The sequence below is a fragment of the Rhodococcus spelaei genome (genome assembly GCF_006704125.1).
Taxonomy (GTDB): domain Bacteria; phylum Actinomycetota; class Actinomycetes; order Mycobacteriales; family Mycobacteriaceae; genus Rhodococcus_G; species Rhodococcus_G spelaei.
This window is the reverse complement of the sequence record NZ_VIGH01000004.1, coordinates 112,873-131,765: the sequence shown is the minus strand read 5'-3', so window position 1 is coordinate 131,765 and position 18,893 is coordinate 112,873. Positions and strand designations below refer to the sequence as shown.

Annotated in this window: 19 protein-coding genes; 9 read left to right on the top strand and 10 right to left on the bottom strand. The window is 70.3% G+C overall.

Features of this window, described 5'->3' with window-relative positions; translation table 11 throughout:
• Position 1 precedes the first annotated feature (1 nt).
• The 3 genes from FK531_RS10025 to FK531_RS10015 form a co-directional block, all read right to left on the bottom strand.
• Positions 2–703 carry an SIMPL domain-containing protein gene (locus FK531_RS10025; protein WP_246098085.1) on the bottom strand — a complete coding sequence of 234 codons (702 nt, stop codon included), beginning with the start codon at positions 701–703 and terminating at the stop codon, positions 2–4.
• 24 nt (positions 704–727) lie between these two features.
• Positions 728–2,098 (bottom strand): YhgE/Pip domain-containing protein, encoded by a 1,371-nt coding sequence (locus tag FK531_RS10020; protein ID WP_142098599.1) that lies wholly within the window; start codon positions 2,096–2,098, stop codon positions 728–730.
• Positions 2,099–2,168: 70 nt separating this feature from the next.
• Positions 2,169–3,116 carry a cytochrome c oxidase assembly protein gene (locus FK531_RS10015; RefSeq protein ID WP_142098596.1) on the bottom strand — a complete coding sequence of 316 codons (948 nt, stop codon included), beginning with the start codon at positions 3,114–3,116 and terminating at the stop codon, positions 2,169–2,171.
• Positions 3,117–3,330: 214 nt separating this feature from the next.
• Between FK531_RS10015 and FK531_RS10010 the strand changes: the two genes are divergently transcribed.
• The gene (locus FK531_RS10010; RefSeq protein WP_246098084.1) at positions 3,331–4,929 is read left to right on the top strand and encodes an LCP family protein; all 1,599 of its coding nucleotides are present in this window, start codon (positions 3,331–3,333) and stop codon (positions 4,927–4,929) included.
• Positions 4,930–4,932: 3 nt separating this feature from the next.
• Here the strand turns inward: FK531_RS10010 and FK531_RS10005 are convergent, their stop codons facing one another.
• From FK531_RS10005 to FK531_RS09995, 3 genes are read right to left on the bottom strand one after another with little or no spacing between them, the layout of a single operon-like run.
• Positions 4,933–5,244 (bottom strand): hypothetical protein, encoded by a 312-nt coding sequence (locus FK531_RS10005; RefSeq protein ID WP_142098591.1) that lies wholly within the window; start codon positions 5,242–5,244, stop codon positions 4,933–4,935.
• A gap of 38 nt (positions 5,245–5,282) precedes the next feature.
• Positions 5,283–5,936 (bottom strand): DedA family protein, encoded by a 654-nt coding sequence (locus FK531_RS10000; protein ID WP_142098588.1) that lies wholly within the window; start codon positions 5,934–5,936, stop codon positions 5,283–5,285.
• 9 nt (positions 5,937–5,945) lie between these two features.
• Positions 5,946–6,566 (bottom strand): TetR/AcrR family transcriptional regulator, encoded by a 621-nt coding sequence (locus FK531_RS09995; protein ID WP_142098584.1) that lies wholly within the window; start codon positions 6,564–6,566, stop codon positions 5,946–5,948.
• A 112-nt stretch (positions 6,567–6,678) separates the two neighbouring features.
• Here FK531_RS09995 and FK531_RS09990 point away from each other — a divergent pair, with 112 nt between their 5' ends.
• Positions 6,679–7,620 (top strand): NADP-dependent oxidoreductase, encoded by a 942-nt coding sequence (locus FK531_RS09990; protein ID WP_142098581.1) that lies wholly within the window; start codon positions 6,679–6,681, stop codon positions 7,618–7,620.
• Between the two features lie 50 nt (positions 7,621–7,670).
• On the opposite strand, the gene FK531_RS09985 is transcribed toward FK531_RS09990, so the two are convergent.
• The 3 genes from FK531_RS09985 to FK531_RS09975 form a co-directional block, all read right to left on the bottom strand.
• On the bottom strand, positions 7,671–9,920 hold the full coding sequence (locus FK531_RS09985) for an MMPL family transporter (RefSeq protein ID WP_142098578.1): 2,250 nt from the start codon (positions 9,918–9,920) through the stop codon (positions 7,671–7,673).
• Between the two features lie 152 nt (positions 9,921–10,072).
• The gene (locus FK531_RS09980; RefSeq protein ID WP_142098575.1) at positions 10,073–10,762 is read right to left on the bottom strand and encodes a response regulator transcription factor; all 690 of its coding nucleotides are present in this window, start codon (positions 10,760–10,762) and stop codon (positions 10,073–10,075) included.
• A complete protein-coding gene (locus FK531_RS09975) occupies positions 10,743–11,963 on the bottom strand; it encodes a sensor histidine kinase (RefSeq protein ID WP_181762897.1) in 1,221 nt (406 codons plus the stop codon). The genes FK531_RS09980 and FK531_RS09975 overlap by 20 nt, the downstream gene beginning before the upstream one ends.
• Before the next feature lie 187 nt (positions 11,964–12,150).
• Between FK531_RS09975 and FK531_RS22340 the strand changes: the two genes are divergently transcribed.
• Together FK531_RS22340 and FK531_RS09970 are read left to right on the top strand one after the other, a co-directional pair.
• The gene (locus FK531_RS22340; protein WP_181762896.1) at positions 12,151–12,477 is read left to right on the top strand and encodes a hypothetical protein; all 327 of its coding nucleotides are present in this window, start codon (positions 12,151–12,153) and stop codon (positions 12,475–12,477) included.
• 189 nt (positions 12,478–12,666) lie between these two features.
• On the top strand, positions 12,667–13,632 hold the full coding sequence (locus FK531_RS09970; protein ID WP_142098569.1) for a pirin family protein: 966 nt from the start codon (positions 12,667–12,669) through the stop codon (positions 13,630–13,632).
• Positions 13,633–13,646: 14 nt separating this feature from the next.
• Here the strand turns inward: FK531_RS09970 and FK531_RS09965 are convergent, their stop codons facing one another.
• The gene (locus FK531_RS09965; protein ID WP_142098566.1) at positions 13,647–13,994 is read right to left on the bottom strand and encodes a UBP-type zinc finger domain-containing protein; all 348 of its coding nucleotides are present in this window, start codon (positions 13,992–13,994) and stop codon (positions 13,647–13,649) included.
• 194 nt (positions 13,995–14,188) lie between these two features.
• Here FK531_RS09965 and FK531_RS09960 point away from each other — a divergent pair, with 194 nt between their 5' ends.
• The 5 genes from FK531_RS09960 to FK531_RS09940 all read left to right on the top strand — a co-directional run bounded on the left by FK531_RS09960 (position 14,189) and on the right by FK531_RS09940 (position 18,761).
• Positions 14,189–14,962, top strand: coding sequence for a pirin family protein (locus FK531_RS09960; protein ID WP_142098563.1), 774 nt, complete (start codon positions 14,189–14,191; stop codon positions 14,960–14,962).
• A gap of 66 nt (positions 14,963–15,028) precedes the next feature.
• Complete coding sequence (locus FK531_RS09955; protein WP_246098082.1) at positions 15,029–15,943, top strand: PaaI family thioesterase; 915 nt, start codon at positions 15,029–15,031, stop codon at positions 15,941–15,943.
• 208 nt (positions 15,944–16,151) lie between these two features.
• The gene (locus FK531_RS09950) at positions 16,152–17,057 is read left to right on the top strand and encodes a PaaI family thioesterase (RefSeq protein WP_246098081.1); all 906 of its coding nucleotides are present in this window, start codon (positions 16,152–16,154) and stop codon (positions 17,055–17,057) included.
• A gap of 117 nt (positions 17,058–17,174) precedes the next feature.
• A complete protein-coding gene (locus FK531_RS09945; RefSeq protein ID WP_142098560.1) occupies positions 17,175–17,861 on the top strand; it encodes a hypothetical protein in 687 nt (228 codons plus the stop codon).
• A 180-nt stretch (positions 17,862–18,041) separates the two neighbouring features.
• Positions 18,042–18,761 carry a DUF4190 domain-containing protein gene (locus FK531_RS09940; protein ID WP_142098557.1) on the top strand — a complete coding sequence of 240 codons (720 nt, stop codon included), beginning with the start codon at positions 18,042–18,044 and terminating at the stop codon, positions 18,759–18,761.
• The last annotated feature ends 132 nt before the right edge of the window (positions 18,762–18,893 follow it).

The following is an 18,893-nucleotide window of genomic DNA, read 5'->3' as shown; positions in this document are numbered from 1 at the left end:
TTCAGTCGACGTCGTAGACGACCTCGACCGTCACACTCAGCTCCTGACTGCCCGGCTGGATCGGCGTCGGCACCCGGTCGGCGAACACGCCCGGCATCGGCGCCGGTCCGCTCGCGGGTACCTCGGTGATCGAGCGGACCGCGCCCAGACCCACCCCGGCGGCGGAGGCGATCTGGCCGGCCTGTGCCTGCGCCTGCCGCACCGCGCGCTCGCGGGCCTGCGCGCGCAGCTCGCCGTCGTCGGCGATCGAGAAGGTGGTGTCCCGCACCCGCACCGCGTCGCCCGCCGCGGCGGCGGCCGCGTCGATCAGCTCGCCCGACCGGCCGATGTCGTGCACCGTCGCGGTCACCTGGTTGTCGACCTGGTAGCCGGTGATCACGCCGGAGGGCCCGTAGGTCGGCTGCACCGACAGTCCGCTGGTCGCAATGTCCTTGGCATCAAGGCCCTTCGCCTTCAGCGTGTCGATCAACGCGGTGGCCTTCTCCGCGTTCGCGGCCAGCGTCGCGTTGGCCTCGGCGCCCTTGGTCTGCACGCCGAGGACCACAGTGAGGGTGTCGGGTGTGCCGGCCACCTTCCCGGTGGCCTGGGTGGTGATGCCGTGCGCTCGGCCGTCGGCGCCGGACGCGCCGTCGTTACCGCAGCCCGCGGCCGTCAGGGCGATCGTCGCGGCGATCGCCGCCATGCTCAGGGTCCGTGTCGTCACAATCCGGGTGGTCGGCATGCCCCACTATGACGCATCGACGCCGTCCGATTCGGCAGAAACGGACACCGGACGCCCGCGTCTCAGCGACCACCCCAGCGCGCAGGCAAGCAGCAACGTGGTCGCGGCGAAACCGATCGCCGCGTTCCGCGCGGTCAGCAGTCCCGGACCCGCGGCTCCGCCGGTCTCGACCACCGACACCGGCGCGCTGAGCACCGTCGAGATCTGCTGCTGCTGCGCGGCATTGCGCACCGGGATGGCCCCCACGCCCTTGCCGAGCTGGTCGTTGAGTTGCGCCGACACGGTCTTGAGCTGGGTGATGCCGGCCAGGATCTGATTCTTGGTCTCGCCCAACATCTGCGGCGCCTGCTGCGCGATCGGCCCGATACCGGCCTGCAACTGTTCGCCCGCGCTGCTCAGCTGCGCGGACACGTCCCGCAGCTGGCCGAAACCGCTGCTCAGCGCGTCACCGAGGTCGGTGTCCGGACCCACGCCGGAACCGAGCAGCTTGGTGACGGCGGTCAGCTGGCTGGACACCTCGCCGAGGTCGGCGACGGTCCGCTCGAGCGCCCCGGCCGCGTTGCCGGCGTCCAGCCCGGATGCGCGCAAGGCCTTCGTTGCCGCGCCGAGCCCGCCCTGCAGTCGCGCCGTGCCCGTGGTGAGGTCGCCGATGGTGACACCGAGAGAGGTCAGTCGCGTGGAGAGCTCGCCGGCGGGGCCGCTGGCCTGCCCGACCATTCCCGACACCTTGCCGGCGACGTCCACCAGCTGGTTCGCGCCGTCGTTGGCGGTCTTCAGGTACGGCAGCACCGAGTCGACACTGCCGAGCAGCTGCTGGGCCTGCGTGTCCGCGGCGCCGGTCGCGGTCGCGAGCAGCTGGGCCGGCAGCAGGGTCTGCTGCAGCTGACTGCGCGCCGACGACATGCCGCTGAGCAGGTTCTTGATGCCGTTGGCGCCGGTCTGCTCCGAGACCGTGGCCGTCAGCGCGGACATCGCGTCGGCGTCAGCCGCCGAGCCGCCGTTGCGGTGCACCGACAACTGGGCTTGACGCGGGGTGGTGGTGCCCAGCGAAGCCACCGTCGCGGAGAAGTCCTCGGGGATGGTCACCGAGGCGAGGTACTTCGAATCGGTGGCGGCGTCGGCGTCCACTACCTCCCAGGCGAACGCGTCCGACTCCTGCAGCGAGGCGACCACCTGATCCCCGGTACGCACCTGTTTGCCTGCAGTGACGGTCCCGGAGTCTTCGTTCACGATCGCAACGACCCTGCTGCCCGTGGAGCGGTCCGTCCCGATCCAGTACGCCGCGCCTGCCCCGACGACCACCAGCAGCACCACGGCCACGACGAGGCCGGGCCACCAACGGCGTAGGCGGGACGGATTCACATGTGCGGCAACCATACTCCCGAAGGTACGGGCGGTATGTGGGACGACGGTGGCAGGGGTATGAGATTTCTCTGTGGCTGGGCGTCTACTGCCTGCGGAATCGTTCCTGCATCTGTGGGTCCTGCTCCCACCACAATCCCCCCGAGGCCTCCGCCTCGACGGCCGGGGTCGCGTGCTCGACCGCATCGAGTTCGGCGTCGATCGCCTCAGCCTGCGCGCGGTCGTCGAGGCTGAACGCGCGCATCAGCACCAGCAGGAAAGGAATCCCGATCACGTCGCCGAGCAGCCACAGGATGCCGGCTCCGATCGCCTGGTCGGTGCGCCGATCCGGCCCCCAGCTCCGCGCGAACTGCTGGTAGTACTCCGCGGCGATCTCGGGTCCGAGCCAGATCACGATGCCGAGCACGCCGTCCCCGATCACCTCGACGACCGTGATCGCCAGCGAGATCATCTGCGAGTACCGGTGCGGCACCGGGTCGACCTGCAGCCGTGAGTAGAAGTAGCCGAAGCCGACCGCGACCAGCAGCAGCCGGGTCAGCTGGTCGACGCCCTGGTGCTCGAGCACCGCCGGGTACCACCCAGTGAGGTAGAGCAGCCACGGCGTCGCCAGCATCGCCAGCGACGTCGTGGCCGGGTAGGTCAATGCCCGCGCGGCCCGGCTGCCGACGACGGCGTCCACCCGCGCGCGTCCGGTCTCGCCGAGGGCGGCGCGCGCGACCGTGACGGGTTTGCCCAGCGCGAGCCCGAACGGGACGACGAACAACAACAGCACCACCTGCAGTGCCCGCACCCAGAACAGGGTGTCGGCGTACACGCCGACGAAGCTGAACGCGGCGACCAGCCACAGCGCGCAGCCGAGCAGCAGGAAGCAGAGCAGCCGCCCCCGGCCGACCCCCGCGCCGCGGCGCGCCGCGATCGAGTAGGCGCGCCCGTAGCCGCCGCCCAGCGCCGCCACCACGACGAGGGTCGGGACGTCCCAGCGCCAGGACGAGAGGGCGGTGGACAGCGTCAGCGGGACATCGACGAACGACACCGCACCAGTGTGCCCCTGAGATCACCCGGAAACGAGTGGAATGTTGTGCGTCACATCATGATTCAAGGTCATGCCAATGCATCCCCAACGAATCCGCAATCCTGACCGAGGGGTCGTATGGCTTGGTAAAGAGATTCCCAGGTCGACGATGCCGCAGCCCGCCACGCGAATGCGGCCGCCGGACTCCCCCGCATCGATCGGTACCGTGGCCTTCGTGTCGTACTCCTCCACCTCGGCGTCGCCGGGCCATGACGGGCCGCGCCGGGACCACCGGCGGGGCAGGCACAGCCATCGGCCGACCCGGACCCGCCGGCGCCCGGCCGCCGGGCTGCGGGGGATGCGCATCGTGGCCGGGACCATGTCGGCGGTCGTGCTGGCCGGGGTGGGAATCGGCTGGGCCGCGCAGGCCGGCCTGACCTCGGGGATGTACACCTCGGACGCCCTGAAGGCGCTGGCACCGGACGCCCCGCGGTCCGTGCACGGCGACACGAACATCCTGCTCATCGGCCTCGACAGCCGCAAGGCCATGGACGGCAGCGACCTGCCCGCTCAGTTCGTCACCGACAAACTGCACGCCGGCGACAGCGACGTCGGCGGATACAACACCAACACGCTGCTGCTCCTGCACGTGCCGGGCGACGGCAGTCGGGCCAGCGCCGCGGCCATCCCCCGCGACGACTACGTCAACGTCCCGGGCTACGGCATGCGCAAGATCAAGGAGGCGTACGGGCTCGCGAAGGCCGACGAGGAGACCCGGCTGCGCGACACCGGCGTCACCGATGCCGCCCAACTCGAACAGAAGTCCCGCGAGGTGGGGCGTAAGTCCACCCTGACCACCGTGCAGAACCTGCTGCACGTGCCGATCGACCACTTCGCCGAGGTCAACCTGATCGGCTTCTACAACATCGCCCAGGCCCTCGGACCGCTGCAGGTGTGCCTGAACGCCCCCGTGCACGACGACTACTCCGGGGCGAACTTCCCCGCAGGCAAGCAGACACTCGACCCGTCGCAGGCACTCGCGTTCGTGCGGCAGCGGCACGGACTCGACAACGGGGACCTCGACCGCACCCACCGCCAGCAGGCGTTCATCTCCGCGGTGATCGCGAACCTGAAGTCGACCGGCGTGATCGGCAACCTCGGCAAGATGCAGGGTCTGGTCGACGCGGCGAAGAAGGACATCGTCATCGATTCCGGCATGGATCCGGTCAAGTTCGCCTCGCAGGCCTCCAACCTCACCGGCGGCGACCTGGACTTCTACACCCTGCCCATCGAGGGGTACGCGACCGTGAACGGCCAGGACGTCAACAAGGTCGACGTCACCAGGCTGCGCACCGAGGTGAGCCGACTGTTCGCCACCGGCGATCCGACCGGCTGGCCCACCACGACCGCTCCGGCGACCAAGCCGTCCGGGCACGAGACTGTCGACGTGGTCAACGGCACCGACCACGCCGGGCTGGCCGCCTCGACCGCGTCCGAAATGGCCGCCCTCGGCTACCGGACGGGCTCCCTGTCCACCGGGTCCGCGGTCACCTCGACCGACATCCGGTACGGCACCGGCGGCGAGGGCCTGGCCGCGACGCTCGCCGACCGGTACGGCGTCACCGCAGTCGCAGACTCCGCGCTGCCCACGAACCGGGTCGCCGTGACGCTCGGACCGGACAGCGTCGGCGTCGATCTCACCCCGCCGACCACGCAGGTACCGGCGCCCGCCGCCAGCACCGCGAGCCCGGGCGTTCCGGCACCGGCCGCCCCGACCGCCGGGCCGCAGGGCGCCCCGATCGCGGCCGACCAGGGCACCCCCTGCGTCGACTGACCCCTACGACTGGTCCGGCCGGCGATGCCTGCCGCCCTCGCCCGCGTAGCCGTCGCCGTCGATCCCGGCGAGCGAGCGACCGTAGTTGGTGAACGCGTCGCCTGCCTGCTCGTCCTCGTCCTCGAGTACCTCGGCGGATGCGGCCGACTCCCCGGCGCCGTACTTCGCGAGTACCTCGGTGCGGGTCGCGATGCCGTGTTCGCGGGCGGCGCCCTGCGCGTCGGCCATCATCGTCGTGCGGTGTGCCAGGATGCGCCGGACCTCCCGCCGCTCACGCCACGGCTTGCCGACCGCCATCAGCGCGATCCCGACCACCGGCGACGCCGGTCCGGGAGTTGCGCGGGTTCGGGTGGTCAGCCTCCCGGAGTGTGCACACCCTCGGCGACCGCCGGCTCCGCCGCGACCGTGAATGTCGCGGTGCGCCGTCGGCGCAGCCACCAGATCGCCACCGCCAGCACGGCGACGGCGATCAGGACACCGGTGCCGCCGCCGACCGCCTTCTCGACCTTCTCGTAGGAGTTGCCGGCCACGAAACCGAGCAGCACGTTGCCGACTCCGAACACCAGCGCCGCAACGGAATTGAAGGCCAGGAAGCGTCGGTAGGGCATCCCGCTGATCCCCGCGAGCGGGGGCATGACGGTCCGGATGAAGGCGACGAACCGGCCGACGAACACCGCGGGTCCGCCGTGTCGACGCAGCAGTTCCTGTGCCCCGTCGAGCCGTCGACGGCCGGTCAGGAACGGCAGCTGCAGGATTCGCGGTCCGACCCGGCGGCCGATCCCGAAACCGACGGTGTCACCGAGCACGGCCGCCGCGACCACGAGCACGATCATCAGCCAGAGCTGCGCATGCGTCTGGCTCGCGACGACCCCGCCGAGAATCGCCGCGGTCTCGCCGGGAATCACGAAGCCGAGCAGGAGTGCATCCTCGGTGAACACCAGCGCCGTGACCACCGCGTACACCACCAGGGAGTCGAGGGTCTGCAAGCGCTCGAGCAGGGCGTTCACCGGGCGGCCTCAGGACTTTCCGGTGCCGGGGGCGGGCGGCCCGCCGAGTTGGAGAAAACCGTCACCGACGGCCGCGAATCCGTCGCGGACCAGAGCGGTGAACCGGTCCGGCCCCTCTTGGGGCTCCCAGGATCGGTAGGCGGCGTGCACGACCGCGAACGCGGTGTTCACCACGAGGGCCACCCGGAAGGCGTCGTTGTCCGGGGCGAGCCGCTGCGTCACCCAGCCGCGGACGAAGCACCGGAACGGTTCGCTCGACGCCCAGGCGGACTGGAACAGCGTCGGGCACTGCTCGATGACACTCTTGCGCAGCAACAGTTTCGAGCCATCGCGTCCCGCGCTGCCGATCACGATCTCCAGCAACGACTCCCACATCGGCTCATCGTGCGGACGGGCATCCGCCAGTGCCTGCCAGCGCTCGGAGTCTTCGGGGTCGGGGTCGAGCAGCAGCGACTCCTTGGAGTCGAAGTAGTTGAACAGGGTGCTCTTGGAGACGTTCGCCGCGGCGGCGATCTCCTCGACGCTCACCGCGTCGAACCCGCGTGCCGACACGAGCTCGACGGCGGCGGCACGCAGCGAACGCCACGTCTCCAGCTTCTTCGCCGCACGCAGGCCCGGTGGGGTGGTCACGGTCCCAGCCTAGACCCAAACTTGCACCGAGTCCAAAATTGATCCGAGTGCAGAGAAGGGGCTGACGCCGCTCCGACGGAATAGACGACCGCCGCCGCGTCGTTGGCCAGACATGGCCAATTCGGTGGTAGCGACAGCGTTCGGAGGACCCGAGGTCCTCACCGTGATCGACGAGCCGGTGCCGGCGCCCGGGACTGGACAGGTGCAGGTCGAACTGCGCGCCGTCGGCGTCAACCCGTTCGACTTCAAGACGTACAGCGGGGCGTTCGGCTCCGACCCCGCCACGCTGCCGGTCCGCCCCGGACTCGAGGGCGCAGGCGTGGTCGTCGCGGTGGGCGAGGGCGCGGCCGGCCCCGCGGGCCCGCTGGCCGTGGGCGACGAGGTGATCCTCCACCCCGGCAAGGGCACCTACACCCAGCTACTCAACCTCGATGCCGGCGACGTGCTGCCCAAGCCGTCGACGCTGCCGTGGGAGCAGGCCGCCGGACTGCTCGCGACGGGGACGACGGCGGTCGACGCGCTGACCACCGCCCGGGTCGGAGCCGGCGACACCCTGCTCATCCACGGCGCGGCGGGCGCGGTCGGCGCGCTCACCGTGCAACTGGCGGTCGCCCGCGGCGCCACGGTGATCGGCACCGCCCGCGAGTCCAAGCACGACTACCTGCGCAGCCTGGGCGCGGTGCCCGTCGCGTACGGCGACGGTCTGCTCGACCGGGTGCGCGCCGCCGCCCCGAACGGGGTCGACGCCGCCTTCGACACCGCAGGCACCGACGAGGCGATCGACACCTCGCTCGCCCTTGTCTCGGACCGCGACCGCATCGTCACGATCGTCGCGTTCGGCCGGGCCGCGCAGGACGGCTTCCCCGCAATCGGCGCGGGGAGCCCGGAGAGCACGCGGATCCGGTTCGAGGCGCGGTCCGAGCTGATCGAACTCGCCGGGCGCGGCAAGCTGGACGTCCTCGTCGCGAAGACCTTCCCACTCGACGCCGCGGCGCAGGCCCACGTCGAGCTTCAGGGTCCGCACGCGAGCGGAAAGTTCGTGCTGCTGCCCTGATTTCGAGGTGGGCGCAGGGACTGCGCAGCCCCACTGTCGCCGTCACAACGCTATTCCGCGTGCAACGCCGGTGAGATCGCGACAGCGGGGGTGTGCTCGCCGGGGACATGCTCTCGTGCAGGAGCAGAGGCGACGGTCGCCCGCGACGGCCACCAGTTCGCGGCGCCGAACAGTCGCATGAACGCGGGCACCAACACCCCGCGCACCACGGTGGCGTCCATCAGCACGGCCAGCGCCATACCCGCCCCGAACAGGTCGATGAACGAGATCGACGAGGTGGCCGCGGCGATGAAGACGATCGCCATGATGACTGCCGCGGCAGTGATGATCCGCCCAGTCCGGGCGAGACCGCGGGCGACCGCGCGCGTGTTGTCCCCACTCACGAGCCATTCCTCGCGGATCCGCGAGAGCAGGAACACCTCGTAGTCCATGGACGCACCGAAAGCCAAGCAGAACATCAGGATCGGGATCGCCGCGGAGAGGTAGCCGGTGGGGGTCACGCCGAACAGGCCCGCCAGGTGGCCGTCCTGGAAGATCCAGACCATTGCCCCGAACGTCGCCGTCAGCGACAGCAGGGTGAGCACCAACGCCTTGACCGGCAGCACCAGGCTGCGGGTGAAGAAGTACAGCACCACCAACATCGGCACGCCGATCAGCACCGCGGCCAGCGGCAGTCGGGAGACCAGCGAGGCCGTGGTGTCGACGTTCTCGGCCGCCAGACCGGTAACCTGCACCGGCCACGGCGCGGGCACCGCCCGGACCGCCCGCACCAGCTGCTGACCCTGCGACGAGTACGGCTCGACGGCGTTCTCCACGTACAGGTACGAGCTGTCGCCTCGGGTCATCGGTGTGGTTTTGGCCGCGGGTCCGGGCGAAACCGACTGTCCGGACAGGGTGATTCCCGCCGACGAGATCACCGCGGTGACACCGGGGACCTTCGACAGCGCCGCCGCGTACGAGCCGAGCGCGTCGGGGGACCCGGTGGTGTCGGGGGCGACCACCGTCAACTGGGTTTGCGGGCTGCCGGTGAACTCGGCGCGGACGGTGTCGCCGACCATCCGGGTCGACGCGGTCGCAGGCAGGGTCCGCTCGTCGGGGAGCCCCACGCGCATGGACAGAACGGGCGCGCCGAGTGTCAGCAGCACCAGCAGTGCGGCTGCCCCGAACAGAACGGGGCGGCGCATCACACGCTCGGCCACCCGTCCCCAGAACGGGGACTCGGACTCGAACGGACGCGGCGGCGGTCGTCGCAGCGCCCGACGGACCGTGACCCGCAGATCCCATGCACCGACCCGGTTTCCGAGCAGTGCCAGTGCTGCAGGCATCACCAGGATCGCGGCTGCGGCGCTGACCACGACCACCGCGACCCCGGCGTATGCGAACGACCGCAGGAAGTACAGCGGGAAGATCGCCAGCACGGCCAGTGACAGCGTGACCGCCGCTGCCGAGACCACCGCGGTGCGACCGGCGGTCCCCATAGCCCGGACGATCGCCTCCGTCGTATCCACACCCGCGGCGAGTTCTTCCCGGTAGCGGCTGACGATGAACAGGCTGTAGTCGATGGCGAGCGCCAGCCCGAGCGCCGTCGTCATGTTCAAGGCGTACACCGACACCGGCGTGACGTCGGCGATCAGGCGGAGCACCCCGAGCGTCGACACGATCGACGCCAGTCCGAGCAGGACCGGCAGTGCCGCGGCGACCACACTGCCGAACACCCAGGTCAACGCCACCGCGGTGATCGGGATCGCAACCGCTTCGGCGATCAGGAGGTCGTGCGAGATGCGTTCGTCGACCTCGTGGGTACCCAACGCCAGACCTCCGGCCTGCACGTCGACCGATCCGGTGCGGCCGGTCAGCGGTGCAGCGATCGCCGCGGCACGTTCGGGCGCCTGGGCGTCGTCGCCCGCCACGTGTGCGGCGATCACCCCGATTCGACCGTCGGTGCTGCGCAACTGCGCCGAGAAGGGCGCAGGCATCGACCAGTACGACACCACCTGGCTGACATCGGCCTCGCGGCCGAGCGCTGCGACGGTGTCGTCGGCCACCGACCTGGCCTGTCGACTGTCGACGCCCTCGGCGGCGGTGACGAGGAAGACCAGGTTCTGGTCTCCTGCCTGGAATTTCGACTCGAGCAGGGCATTGGCCCGACTCGACGGTGCGGCCGGGTCGGCGAACCCCCCACCACGGAGGTGTCCCGGGGCCGACGCTCCGAGGACACCGAGAACGACGAGGGCCAGCAACGCGGCGAACAGCACCAGCTTCGGGTGACGGGCACAGGTGGCAGCCAGACGGGTGAGCACAACCAACTCCCCTCCACCGCAAGATGATTGCGACGGTTCGTGCGCAGCTAGGTGAATTTCGTGTCCCCACCGACGTTAGGACGTCTGGGTGTCGGAGGCGTCGTGCCGCGGTGGCAAACCTCCCTCCTACCCTGGTAGGAGGCGCACGTCCGTCAGCTGGTGCCGGGCCGCACGATGTGGTGGTCGAAGGAGTAGACGATGGCGGCGGCGCGGTCCCTCAGGTCGAGCTTGGTGAAGATCCGGCCGATGTGACTCTTGACGGTGAGCTCGGAAATCACCAGGGCGTCGGCGATTTCGGAATTGCTGTGCCCGTGACCGATCAGCCGCAGCACGTCCTTCTCGCGCGGCGTCAGCCGTTCGGGCGCGGCCTCGGCCGTGGGGTGCGCCGGCGGCGACGATCGGTACGCGGCGAGCACCCGACCGGTCACCACCGAGTCGAGCCAGGATCTGCCCCCGGCGACGGCTCGGACGGCACGGATCAACTCCTCTGCCCCGGCGTCCTTGAGGACGAACCCGGCTGCCCCCGCCCGAAGCGCACCGGAGAGCAATTCGTCGTCGTCGAAGGTCGTGAGGACCAGCACCGGCGGATCGTCGCCGCGACGGCGCAACAGTCGGGTGGCCTCGATGCCACCGACACGCTTCATCCGCAGATCCATCACGACCACGTCGACCGGGTGCTCGGATGCCGCGTCCAGCACCTCGTCGCCGTCGGTGCATTCCGCGACGATGGCGAATCCGTCTCGCGGGCGCAGGATTCGGCGCAGGCCCGAGCGCACCAGTTCCTGGTCGTCGACGAGTAGGACGCGTATCTGATCCGCGGAATCACTTGGCTCTGTAGACATCACCGGTCACCACCTTCCACGGACAGTCTGCAATGGCGGTGGCGACTCCGGTCGGAAGCCGTGCGTCGACGACCCAGCGCGGTGCCTCGGGATCGGGGCCGGCCTGCACGATGCCACCGAGCTGGGCGGCACGGTCGGCCATGCCCGTCAGTCCCGAGCCGGACCGTCCCTGGCCGTGCTGCCTCACTGCCAGGCCGTTCTCGACCGTCACGCGAGCCTGCGCAGGAGTGAACTCCAACCTGACCGACGCGGCAGAAGTCGGTGCGTGCTTGGCCACGTTCGCGAGCGACTCCTGGGTGATGCGGTACAGCGCAAGGGCGGTGCCCGGCGTCACGTTCGGCGAACCGTCGGTCCGGTAGCTCACCGAGAGTCCCGCGCCCCGCATGGTGTCGACCAGTGCGGCGATGTCCTCGACGCCGGGCAGCGCGGCGGATTCGGTCCCCTCGGTCGCGAGCAGTCCGACTGTGCGGCGGATGTCGGCCATCGCCTCCCTGCCGATCCGCTCGGCGTCCCGCAGGGCGTCTATCGCCTCGTCGACGTCGCGGTCGGTTTCCAGGGCGTGCCGCGCACCGGTCAGGTGTAGCAGCGTCACGCTCAACGAATGACCGACCACGTCGTGGATGTCTCGGGCAATGCGCTGGCGCTCGGCGACGGTGGCCCGTTCCCGCTCGGCCCGCCGGCCGCTGCGCTCCGCCTCGAGGGCCCGGTTCTGCCACAGCATCGTGAACCCGACGTCGAATCCGAGCAGCACACCGCCGACGTAGATCCCGACATCCGCCAACTCTGCCGTGACCGCCACCGTGATCAGGGTGCCGATGCTCGCGACGCTCGCGGCGAGTCCCCACCAGGCCCCGGCGGTTGCCGTTACCGTCCCGACCATCACCATCAGCAGCACCGGCGCGAAGTCCTGCTGCACCGGATCGAGCAGCAGCCACACGACGCCACCGATCGTCGTGGCCGTCATGAGCATCGGCGGCCACACCCTGGCGGTGATCAGCTGGCTCACGCCGGGGACGACGGTGATCAGCCCGGCCAGCGCCGCGGGCCCCGGCGGAATCAGGTCCCCGCGCTGCGCGACGGCGATCACCGCGACCACGATCGTGATCAGCGTCATGCAGGTCGGCAGCCACCACGGGTAGTCGCGCACCCGCTCGGGTGCCCGACTTTCGTATCGCGACCGCCACCAGACCAGTACGCCCACCCCCTCAGCGTAGGGAGCAAACCCGGCGAGCGGATCCCTCTGGAGAAGCAGTCGCACTCCTACCGTGGTCGCAGTCCGGTCCCTGCGGCGGTCGCAGGGCAGGTCCCTCCTCCGGCACGACGACTCGGCGGCGGTCAGTCCATAGCGTTGGGCACATCGAAACACCGACGCACTCGAGGAGCCGATCATGAACACCACCCGCCCGTTCGCGCCGACTCGCACCCGCGAGCGCGTCCAGTTGCTGCTCGAGATCTGCGACGACATCGAGCGGACCCCCACCGGCGTCCTGCCGTGGAACCCGCGGTACGCCGAGGTCTTCGACGACCGGACCGACCTGCTGCGGGCGTTGCAGCACCACTGGGACCGGATGGCACAGGCCCAGGTCGACGACATGTTCGACGTCAGCGACCTGCCCAGCGACAGTTGGCACGAGCTCGCCGCCCGCCACCCGGGACTCCGGATGATCCTGGATCGGCATCAGCAGGCCGGGCGCCCCGTCGCGGCCAGGGCGTAGTCCGCCAGTCGACGCTCGCGCCCGTCGGCACACCCCTTTCGTCGCGATCACCCTGGCAAAGAACGCAGTACGGGTGTGATCGCGACAGCTTGTGTGCGCTCGTCAGGAACTCGGGAATACCTCCGCTTGTCCAGCGTTGAGCTAGTGTGAACTAGTTGAACAATCAACTACAAGACCGGAGGAGCCACCATGCCCGCCGTGACCGTCGACAACATCCTCGCGCTGCCCCGCATCGCCGAGCCCGCACCCGATGCCACCGCGCGTCCCGTGCTGTCCGTGACGACCGCCCCCAAGGGCTACGAGGGAGAGGGCTTCCCGGTCCGCCGCGCATTCGCGGGCGTCGACCTGAAGTACCTCGACCCGTTCATCCACATGGACCAGATGGGTGAGGTCAACTACGCGCCCGGCGAACCCAAGGGCACGCCCTGGCATCCGCACCGCGGCTTCGAGACCGTCACCTACATGATCGACGGGACCATGGAGCACCAGGACTCCAACGGTGGCGGCGGCGTCATCAGCGGCGGCGACACCCAGTGGATGACCGCGGGCGGCGGCATCCTGCACATCGAGGCTCCGCCCGAGCAGCTGGTGATGACCGGCGGCCTCTTCCACGGCGTGCAGCTGTGGGTGAACCTGCCGCGCGACAACAAGATGGCAGCACCCCGCTACCAGGACATCACCGGCCACAAGGTCGCACTGCTCTCCTCCCCCGACGGCGGCGCGCTCGTTCGCGTCATCGCCGGCGAGGTCGACGGCCACCACGGCCCCGGCTCCACCTACACCCCGATCTCACTGGTGCACGCCACCATCGCGCCGGGCGCGAGCCTCACCCTCCCGTGGAATCCCGAGTTCAACGCGCTCGCCTACGTACTCGCGGGCGACGGACTGGTCGGCGCCGAGCGGCGGCCGGTCCGATCGGGGCAGATGACCGTCTTCGGACGCGGCGACACCATCACGATCGCTGCGGCGGACACCCAGGACTCGCGGACCGAGTCCCTCGAGGTCTTCGTCCTCGGCGGCAAGCCGATCCGCGAACCCGTCGCAATGGCGGGCCCATTCGTGATGAACACCAAGGCCGAGGTGATCCAGGCGTTCGAGGACTTCCAGGCCGGCCGGCTCGGGTCCGTCCCGGCCGCCCACGAGACGCTGACGTAGCTGACCGGGCGCGGTCAGTGGACGTGATCGGGCCAGTCCTGCGGTACCCGCTCCCGTGGTCCCGGCACCGACTGCTCGATCGGGTGGTGCTGCGGCGGGACCAGTTCGGGACCCTCGGCGTACGCCTGCGTCCGGTAGTTCCAGAACCAGTCCTCGCCCGGTTCGAAGCTGCGGACCACGGGATGCCCGCTGGCCGCGGCGTGCGCGCTCGCATGCTGCGAGGGCGACGAGTCGCAGCAGCCGACATGGCCACACTGGGCGCACCGCCGCAGGTGCACCCACCACCCGCCCGTCGCCTCGCAGTCGGCGCATCCCGCGCCGCTCGGCGGGACGGACGGATCGATACCCGGAATCTGGGACATGGTGTCTCCGTTCACGGTCGGGTTCACGGTTCGTCACCGATCGTCGTTGGCGACGACGACCGCCGCAACAGGTCGCGGATACCTCACGGTTACGACCCCGATCGGCATCGTTCGCGCATCGGGACGGTCAACCGTACGGCCATTGCTGCGGACCTCCGTACTGTTGAAAATCGAAGCACCAAAGAGGAGGCCCCATGACGGCACTGACCACCCCGCACGTCGACATCCACCGCGCAGGCGATCGACTCAAGACCCGGGTCTCCTGGCTCGACTCGAAGCATTCGTTCTCCTTCGGCCAGCATTACGATCCCGACAACACCCATCACGGCGTGCTGATGGTCAACAACGACGACATCGTCTCGCCCGGTCAGGGCTTCGAGACGCACCCGCACCGGGACATGGAGATCGTCACCTGGGTGCTGCGGGGATCGCTCGTGCACCAGGACTCGATCGGCCATTCCGGCGTCATCTACCCGGGCCTTGCCCAGCGGATGAGTGCGGGCACCGGGATCCTGCACTCCGAGAAGAACGACTCCTGGCGGCTCGCGGGAGCCGAGAGTCCCGAGCACGCCGAGCCGGTTCGCTTCATCCAGATGTGGGTGCTGCCCGACGAGTCGGGCGTCACGCCCGGCTACGAACAGCTCGAGATCGACGGCGAGTTGATGCGCGGTGGCCTGGTGCCGGTGGCCTCCGGGATGCGAAAGCACCGCGGTCAGTCCGCGATCGGGATCGCGAACTCCGATGCCGCGCTCTACGTCGCGCGGATGCAGGCAGGCGACGCCGTGACCCTGCCGGAGTCGCCGTACCTGCACCTGTTCGTCGCGGAGGGCGAGGTCACGCTCGAGGGTGCCGGCCGACTGTCCGAGGGCGACGCGGTGCGCTTCACCGCGACGGGAGGCCAGCGGCTGTCCGCCGACGCGCCCGCCGAAGTACTGGTCTGGGAAATGCACGCCCGCCTGGGCGGCTGAGAACCCTCGTCCCGGCGGCCGGGACCGGCGCTGTTCGCGACGCCCGCAGCCTGCTACTGAGGACGAATGACCGCATCCGCAACGCGCCCGCGCGGCGTCGACCCCCTGAACACGATGATGGGGGTCCGCGTGCTCGCCATGTCCCCGGCTGGCACCGATCTCGAGGGCGAAGCCGGCCCGCGGTTCCACGACCACCGCGGACTGTCCGGCCTGGCCTCGGTCGGCGTCCTCGCCGATTCCGCGGTGGCCGGCGCGTTCTTCGCTTCGGTTCCCCACGGCAACCGGACGGTCGTCTCCCAACTGACCGCCGCCGTCGCCGCCCCACTCCCCGAGGTCGGGACGCTCACCGCGCGGGCCCGCATCGAGCACCTCGACCTCGACGCGGGCACCGGACTGTCCTCGGGCCGCGTGGTCACCGAGGACGGTGCCACCGCGGTGAGCCTGCTCGCCCGCAGCGTCATCGTCACCCGCGCCGCGCAGGACGACGTCCACATCGGTCCCGCCGCCACCCTGGTGATACCGGACCCGGAACCGGCGGAACCGGAGTCCCTGATCGGACTCGACGGGCGCGCCGTCGTGGACGGCATCGCCGCCGGCACCCTCGCTCGCGGACCGCTCGCCGGCCTTGTCGGCTTGGACGTCGAATCCGTCTTCGACACAACGATTTCCGCGCGGTTCATCCCCGCGCCCTGGATGAGCAATCAGGTCGGCTCGGTACAGGGCGGCATGCTCTTCGCCGCCGCGGCGCTGACCACCGGACTCACCGCCCAGACGCTGACCACCGCCGGGCAGTCGTACCGACTGCTGGACCTGAAGATCGACTTCGTCCGCTCCCCCGCCGTCGACGGCCCGCCGATCCGGGTCGAGGCCGAGGTGGTGCGGGCCGGTCGCCGGATCGTGCTGATCGAGACCCGACTGGTCGACGCCGGCGGCATGCTGCTCGCCCGATCCGGTTCGAGTGCGCAGCTGGGCCGGCCGTAGCTCACGCCTCGACGCGCGGCACCGGCCGCGCCGACCCGCGGCACTCCCTCCGTGGATGTGGACGGCGCGAAGGTGGCGACCGCCTCGTCGAGCGCTCCGACGCGGGCAGTTTCATCACCGGGCAGGTGATCATCGCGGACGGCGGGATGGTCGCGCACTGACGGGCCACCGGCGGGACGGCCCCGGAGCGGGTGATAGAGAAGACGACATGACCGCCACCGCCGCGCCCCCGACCGACCGACTGATGACCCTGATGGGCGCGCGCCGCGGCGAGTCCGAGCCCGGGCACACCCACTACGCCCAGGCGGTCGGCCCGCGGTTCCACGACCACCGCGGGCGCACCATTCTCGGGTCGATCGGTGTTCTCGTCGACGCCGTACCCGGCAGCGCCGCAGGACGGTCCGTGCCGGCCGGGACCCAGACAGTCCTGTCGCAGGTCACCGCGGCGCTCGCGGCGCCACTGCCCGACCACGGCGAGCTCGTCGCTCGCGGTCACGTGGTCCACCTCGACCTCGACACCGGCATCGGGCTGTCGGCAGGCGACGTCACCGGGCCGGACGGACAGCCGTTGGCCGTGCTCACCGCCCGATCGGTCGTCGTCAGCCGCGGCGCAACGCATGCCGACACGGTCTTCGGCGGCGATCCGCTCCCGGTCCCGACCGCCGAACCCGTCACCGACCCGGCGGAGTTCGCCGACCTCCCGGGCCTCGACGTGGTGACGGCAGTTGCCTCGGGCGCCGTGGCGCGGGGTCCGCTGGCCGGTCTGTTCGGGGTCGAACTGGCCGCGGTCGAGCACGGCCGGGTGGTCGCCGAGTTCACCCCGCAGCCCTGGATGGCGAACTACCTGGGCTCCGTGCAGGGCGGCAACCTGATCGCCACGTCCGACCTGCTGACCGGGCTCACCGCGCAGACCCTGACTGCGCCCGGGCAGGACTACCGCGCGCTCGATCTGCGGATCGATTTCGTGCGCTCCCCCACCATCGACGGCGGTGCCGTCCGCGTCGAGTCCGCGGTCGTGCGGGCCGGGCGCAGGCTCGCCCTCGTCGAGACGACGCTCACCGACGCGACCGGCCGGCTCCTGGCCCGGGCCGCGGCCAGCGTCCAGTTGCGTTAAACCGTTGACCTGGCGTCTTTTACCTCCCTTGAACGACAGACAGCGGCGGCAATCTCCTCTACGGTGGGCGCGGCACTCTGTCCGTCGGATACCGCGGACGATCAACAAGGGAGACGCATGAAGGCACAGACCACCACCCGGATCGCCCTGGCAGGCATGGGAATTCTCGCCGGGAGCGTGCTCGCCGCGCCGGCCGTCGCCGGCGCCGAGCCGATCGCGCCGACCTTCAAGGTGGTCGAGAACTCCCCGGCCCTGACCGTCGAGGTCACCGGCAGCGACGCGAAGGTCGTGGTCACCGCACCCGCGGATGCGAACGTGTTCTGCATGTCTCCGTTCGTGGTGAAGGGATCGCTGGACGCCAAGGCGCTGCAGAAGTCGCTCGACGACTACGCGAAGGGCCCGCAGGCGAGCCCCCTCACCGCCACCGGAGTCGCTGCCGGCGACTACTCCGCAATGGTGTACCCGAAGGTGACGACGTCCGCGGATCCGGCGGTCACCCCGACCTTCGAACCCACGATCACCTTCGTCAGCAACGTCGCGGACGCCGCGAAGTCCGCCACCGCGTCGCTCACCGGTCTCGCCGACGGCCCGTACGGGGCTCTGACGAACTGCATCGACCAGTCGGGGTCGAGTTCGACGTTCTACGTCCGCAACTTCCAGATCGGTAAGGGCGGCGACAACGGCACCGGCAGCGCGGGCAGCTCCGACAACGGCAGCTCCTCCGGCAGCGGGGGCAACGGCAGCTCCTTCGGCAGCACGCTCGGCACCGCTGGCAGCCTCGAGAACCTGCTCGGCAGCTCGTAGCCGACACCCCGAAACCCTTGAGCGGGGGCTCATGGTCGATATCGCACCACCGAATCGACCGTGAGCCCCCGTTCGGTCGTTGGCGCGGGCCGACGAATCCGGACGCGTCGGGCATTTGCGGGCTAGTCTGCGGGGACGATCGCTTGTCTGGTGCCCACGGTTCACGCCCGAGGAGAACTGATGACGACTCCGCCGCCCAACCCTCCCGACGAGCCCGACCGTCCCGAGGAGTCCAGGCCACCCGGGGGTCAGCCGCCGGACGGGCCACAGTTCGGTCAGCAGCCGTATCCCGGTGCCCAGCCCCCGTATCCCGGCGGCCCGCCCCAGTACCCGGCCGGGCAGCAATACCCGGGTGGGCAACCGTCGTATCCCGGCGGACCACCCCAGTACCCCGGCGGCCCGCAATATCCCGGCGGCCAGCAGTACCCCGGCGGCCAGCCTCCGTATCCGGGCGGCCAGCAGTACGCGGCTCAGCCCTATCCCGGCGCAGCGCCGATCGCACCCCGCAACGGCATGGGCATCGCGGCCCTGATCGTGGGCATCCTCGGCATCGTCACGGTGTGGACGATCATCGGCGGCTTCGTCTTCGGTGTCCTCGCACTGATCCTCGGTCTGATCGGCCGGTCGCAGTTCAAGAAGCAGACCGCCACCAACGGCGGAATGTCGTTGGCGGGCATCCTGCTCGGCATCGCCGCGATCATCATCACGATCGTGCTGATCGTGGTCGGCATCGGAATCTTCAACCGGGTGGGCGGCCGCGACTACGTGGACTGCGTGCGGGACGCAGGCAACAACCAGACCGAACTGCAGCGCTGCCAGGACGAGTTCCGACAGAACCTCGAGGACCGGTACTCCGTCACACTCGAGGTCCCGACCACCATCCCCGCCCCGCCCCGCTGACGCGGCTCCGCCGCCTGTGCGCGCCGTTCACCCTCATTGGGGTGAACGGCGCGCACAGTTGGCGGAGCTGAAGCGGACTCACAGGATCCTCGCGGGTAGATCGGAGCGTGCTCGCAGCAGCGAGAGCAAAGA

Coding starts and splice junctions, on each gene's coding strand:
- FK531_RS10020 (WP_142098599.1), bottom strand. CDS start 2,098: ATGGTTGCCGCACATGTGAATCCGTCCCGCCTACGCCGTTGGTGGCCC.
- FK531_RS09990 (WP_142098581.1), top strand. CDS start 6,679: ATGGCCAATTCGGTGGTAGCGACAGCGTTCGGAGGACCCGAGGTCCTC.
- FK531_RS09980 (WP_142098575.1), bottom strand. CDS start 10,762: ATGTCTACAGAGCCAAGTGATTCCGCGGATCAGATACGCGTCCTACTC.
- FK531_RS22340 (WP_181762896.1), top strand. CDS start 12,151: ATGAACACCACCCGCCCGTTCGCGCCGACTCGCACCCGCGAGCGCGTC.
- FK531_RS09970 (WP_142098569.1), top strand. CDS start 12,667: ATGCCCGCCGTGACCGTCGACAACATCCTCGCGCTGCCCCGCATCGCC.
- FK531_RS09965 (WP_142098566.1), bottom strand. CDS start 13,994: ATGTCCCAGATTCCGGGTATCGATCCGTCCGTCCCGCCGAGCGGCGCG.
- FK531_RS09960 (WP_142098563.1), top strand. CDS start 14,189: ATGACGGCACTGACCACCCCGCACGTCGACATCCACCGCGCAGGCGAT.
- FK531_RS09955 (WP_246098082.1), top strand. CDS start 15,029: ATGACCGCATCCGCAACGCGCCCGCGCGGCGTCGACCCCCTGAACACG.
- FK531_RS09950 (WP_246098081.1), top strand. CDS start 16,152: ATGACCGCCACCGCCGCGCCCCCGACCGACCGACTGATGACCCTGATG.
- FK531_RS09945 (WP_142098560.1), top strand. CDS start 17,175: ATGAAGGCACAGACCACCACCCGGATCGCCCTGGCAGGCATGGGAATT.
- FK531_RS09940 (WP_142098557.1), top strand. CDS start 18,042: ATGACGACTCCGCCGCCCAACCCTCCCGACGAGCCCGACCGTCCCGAG.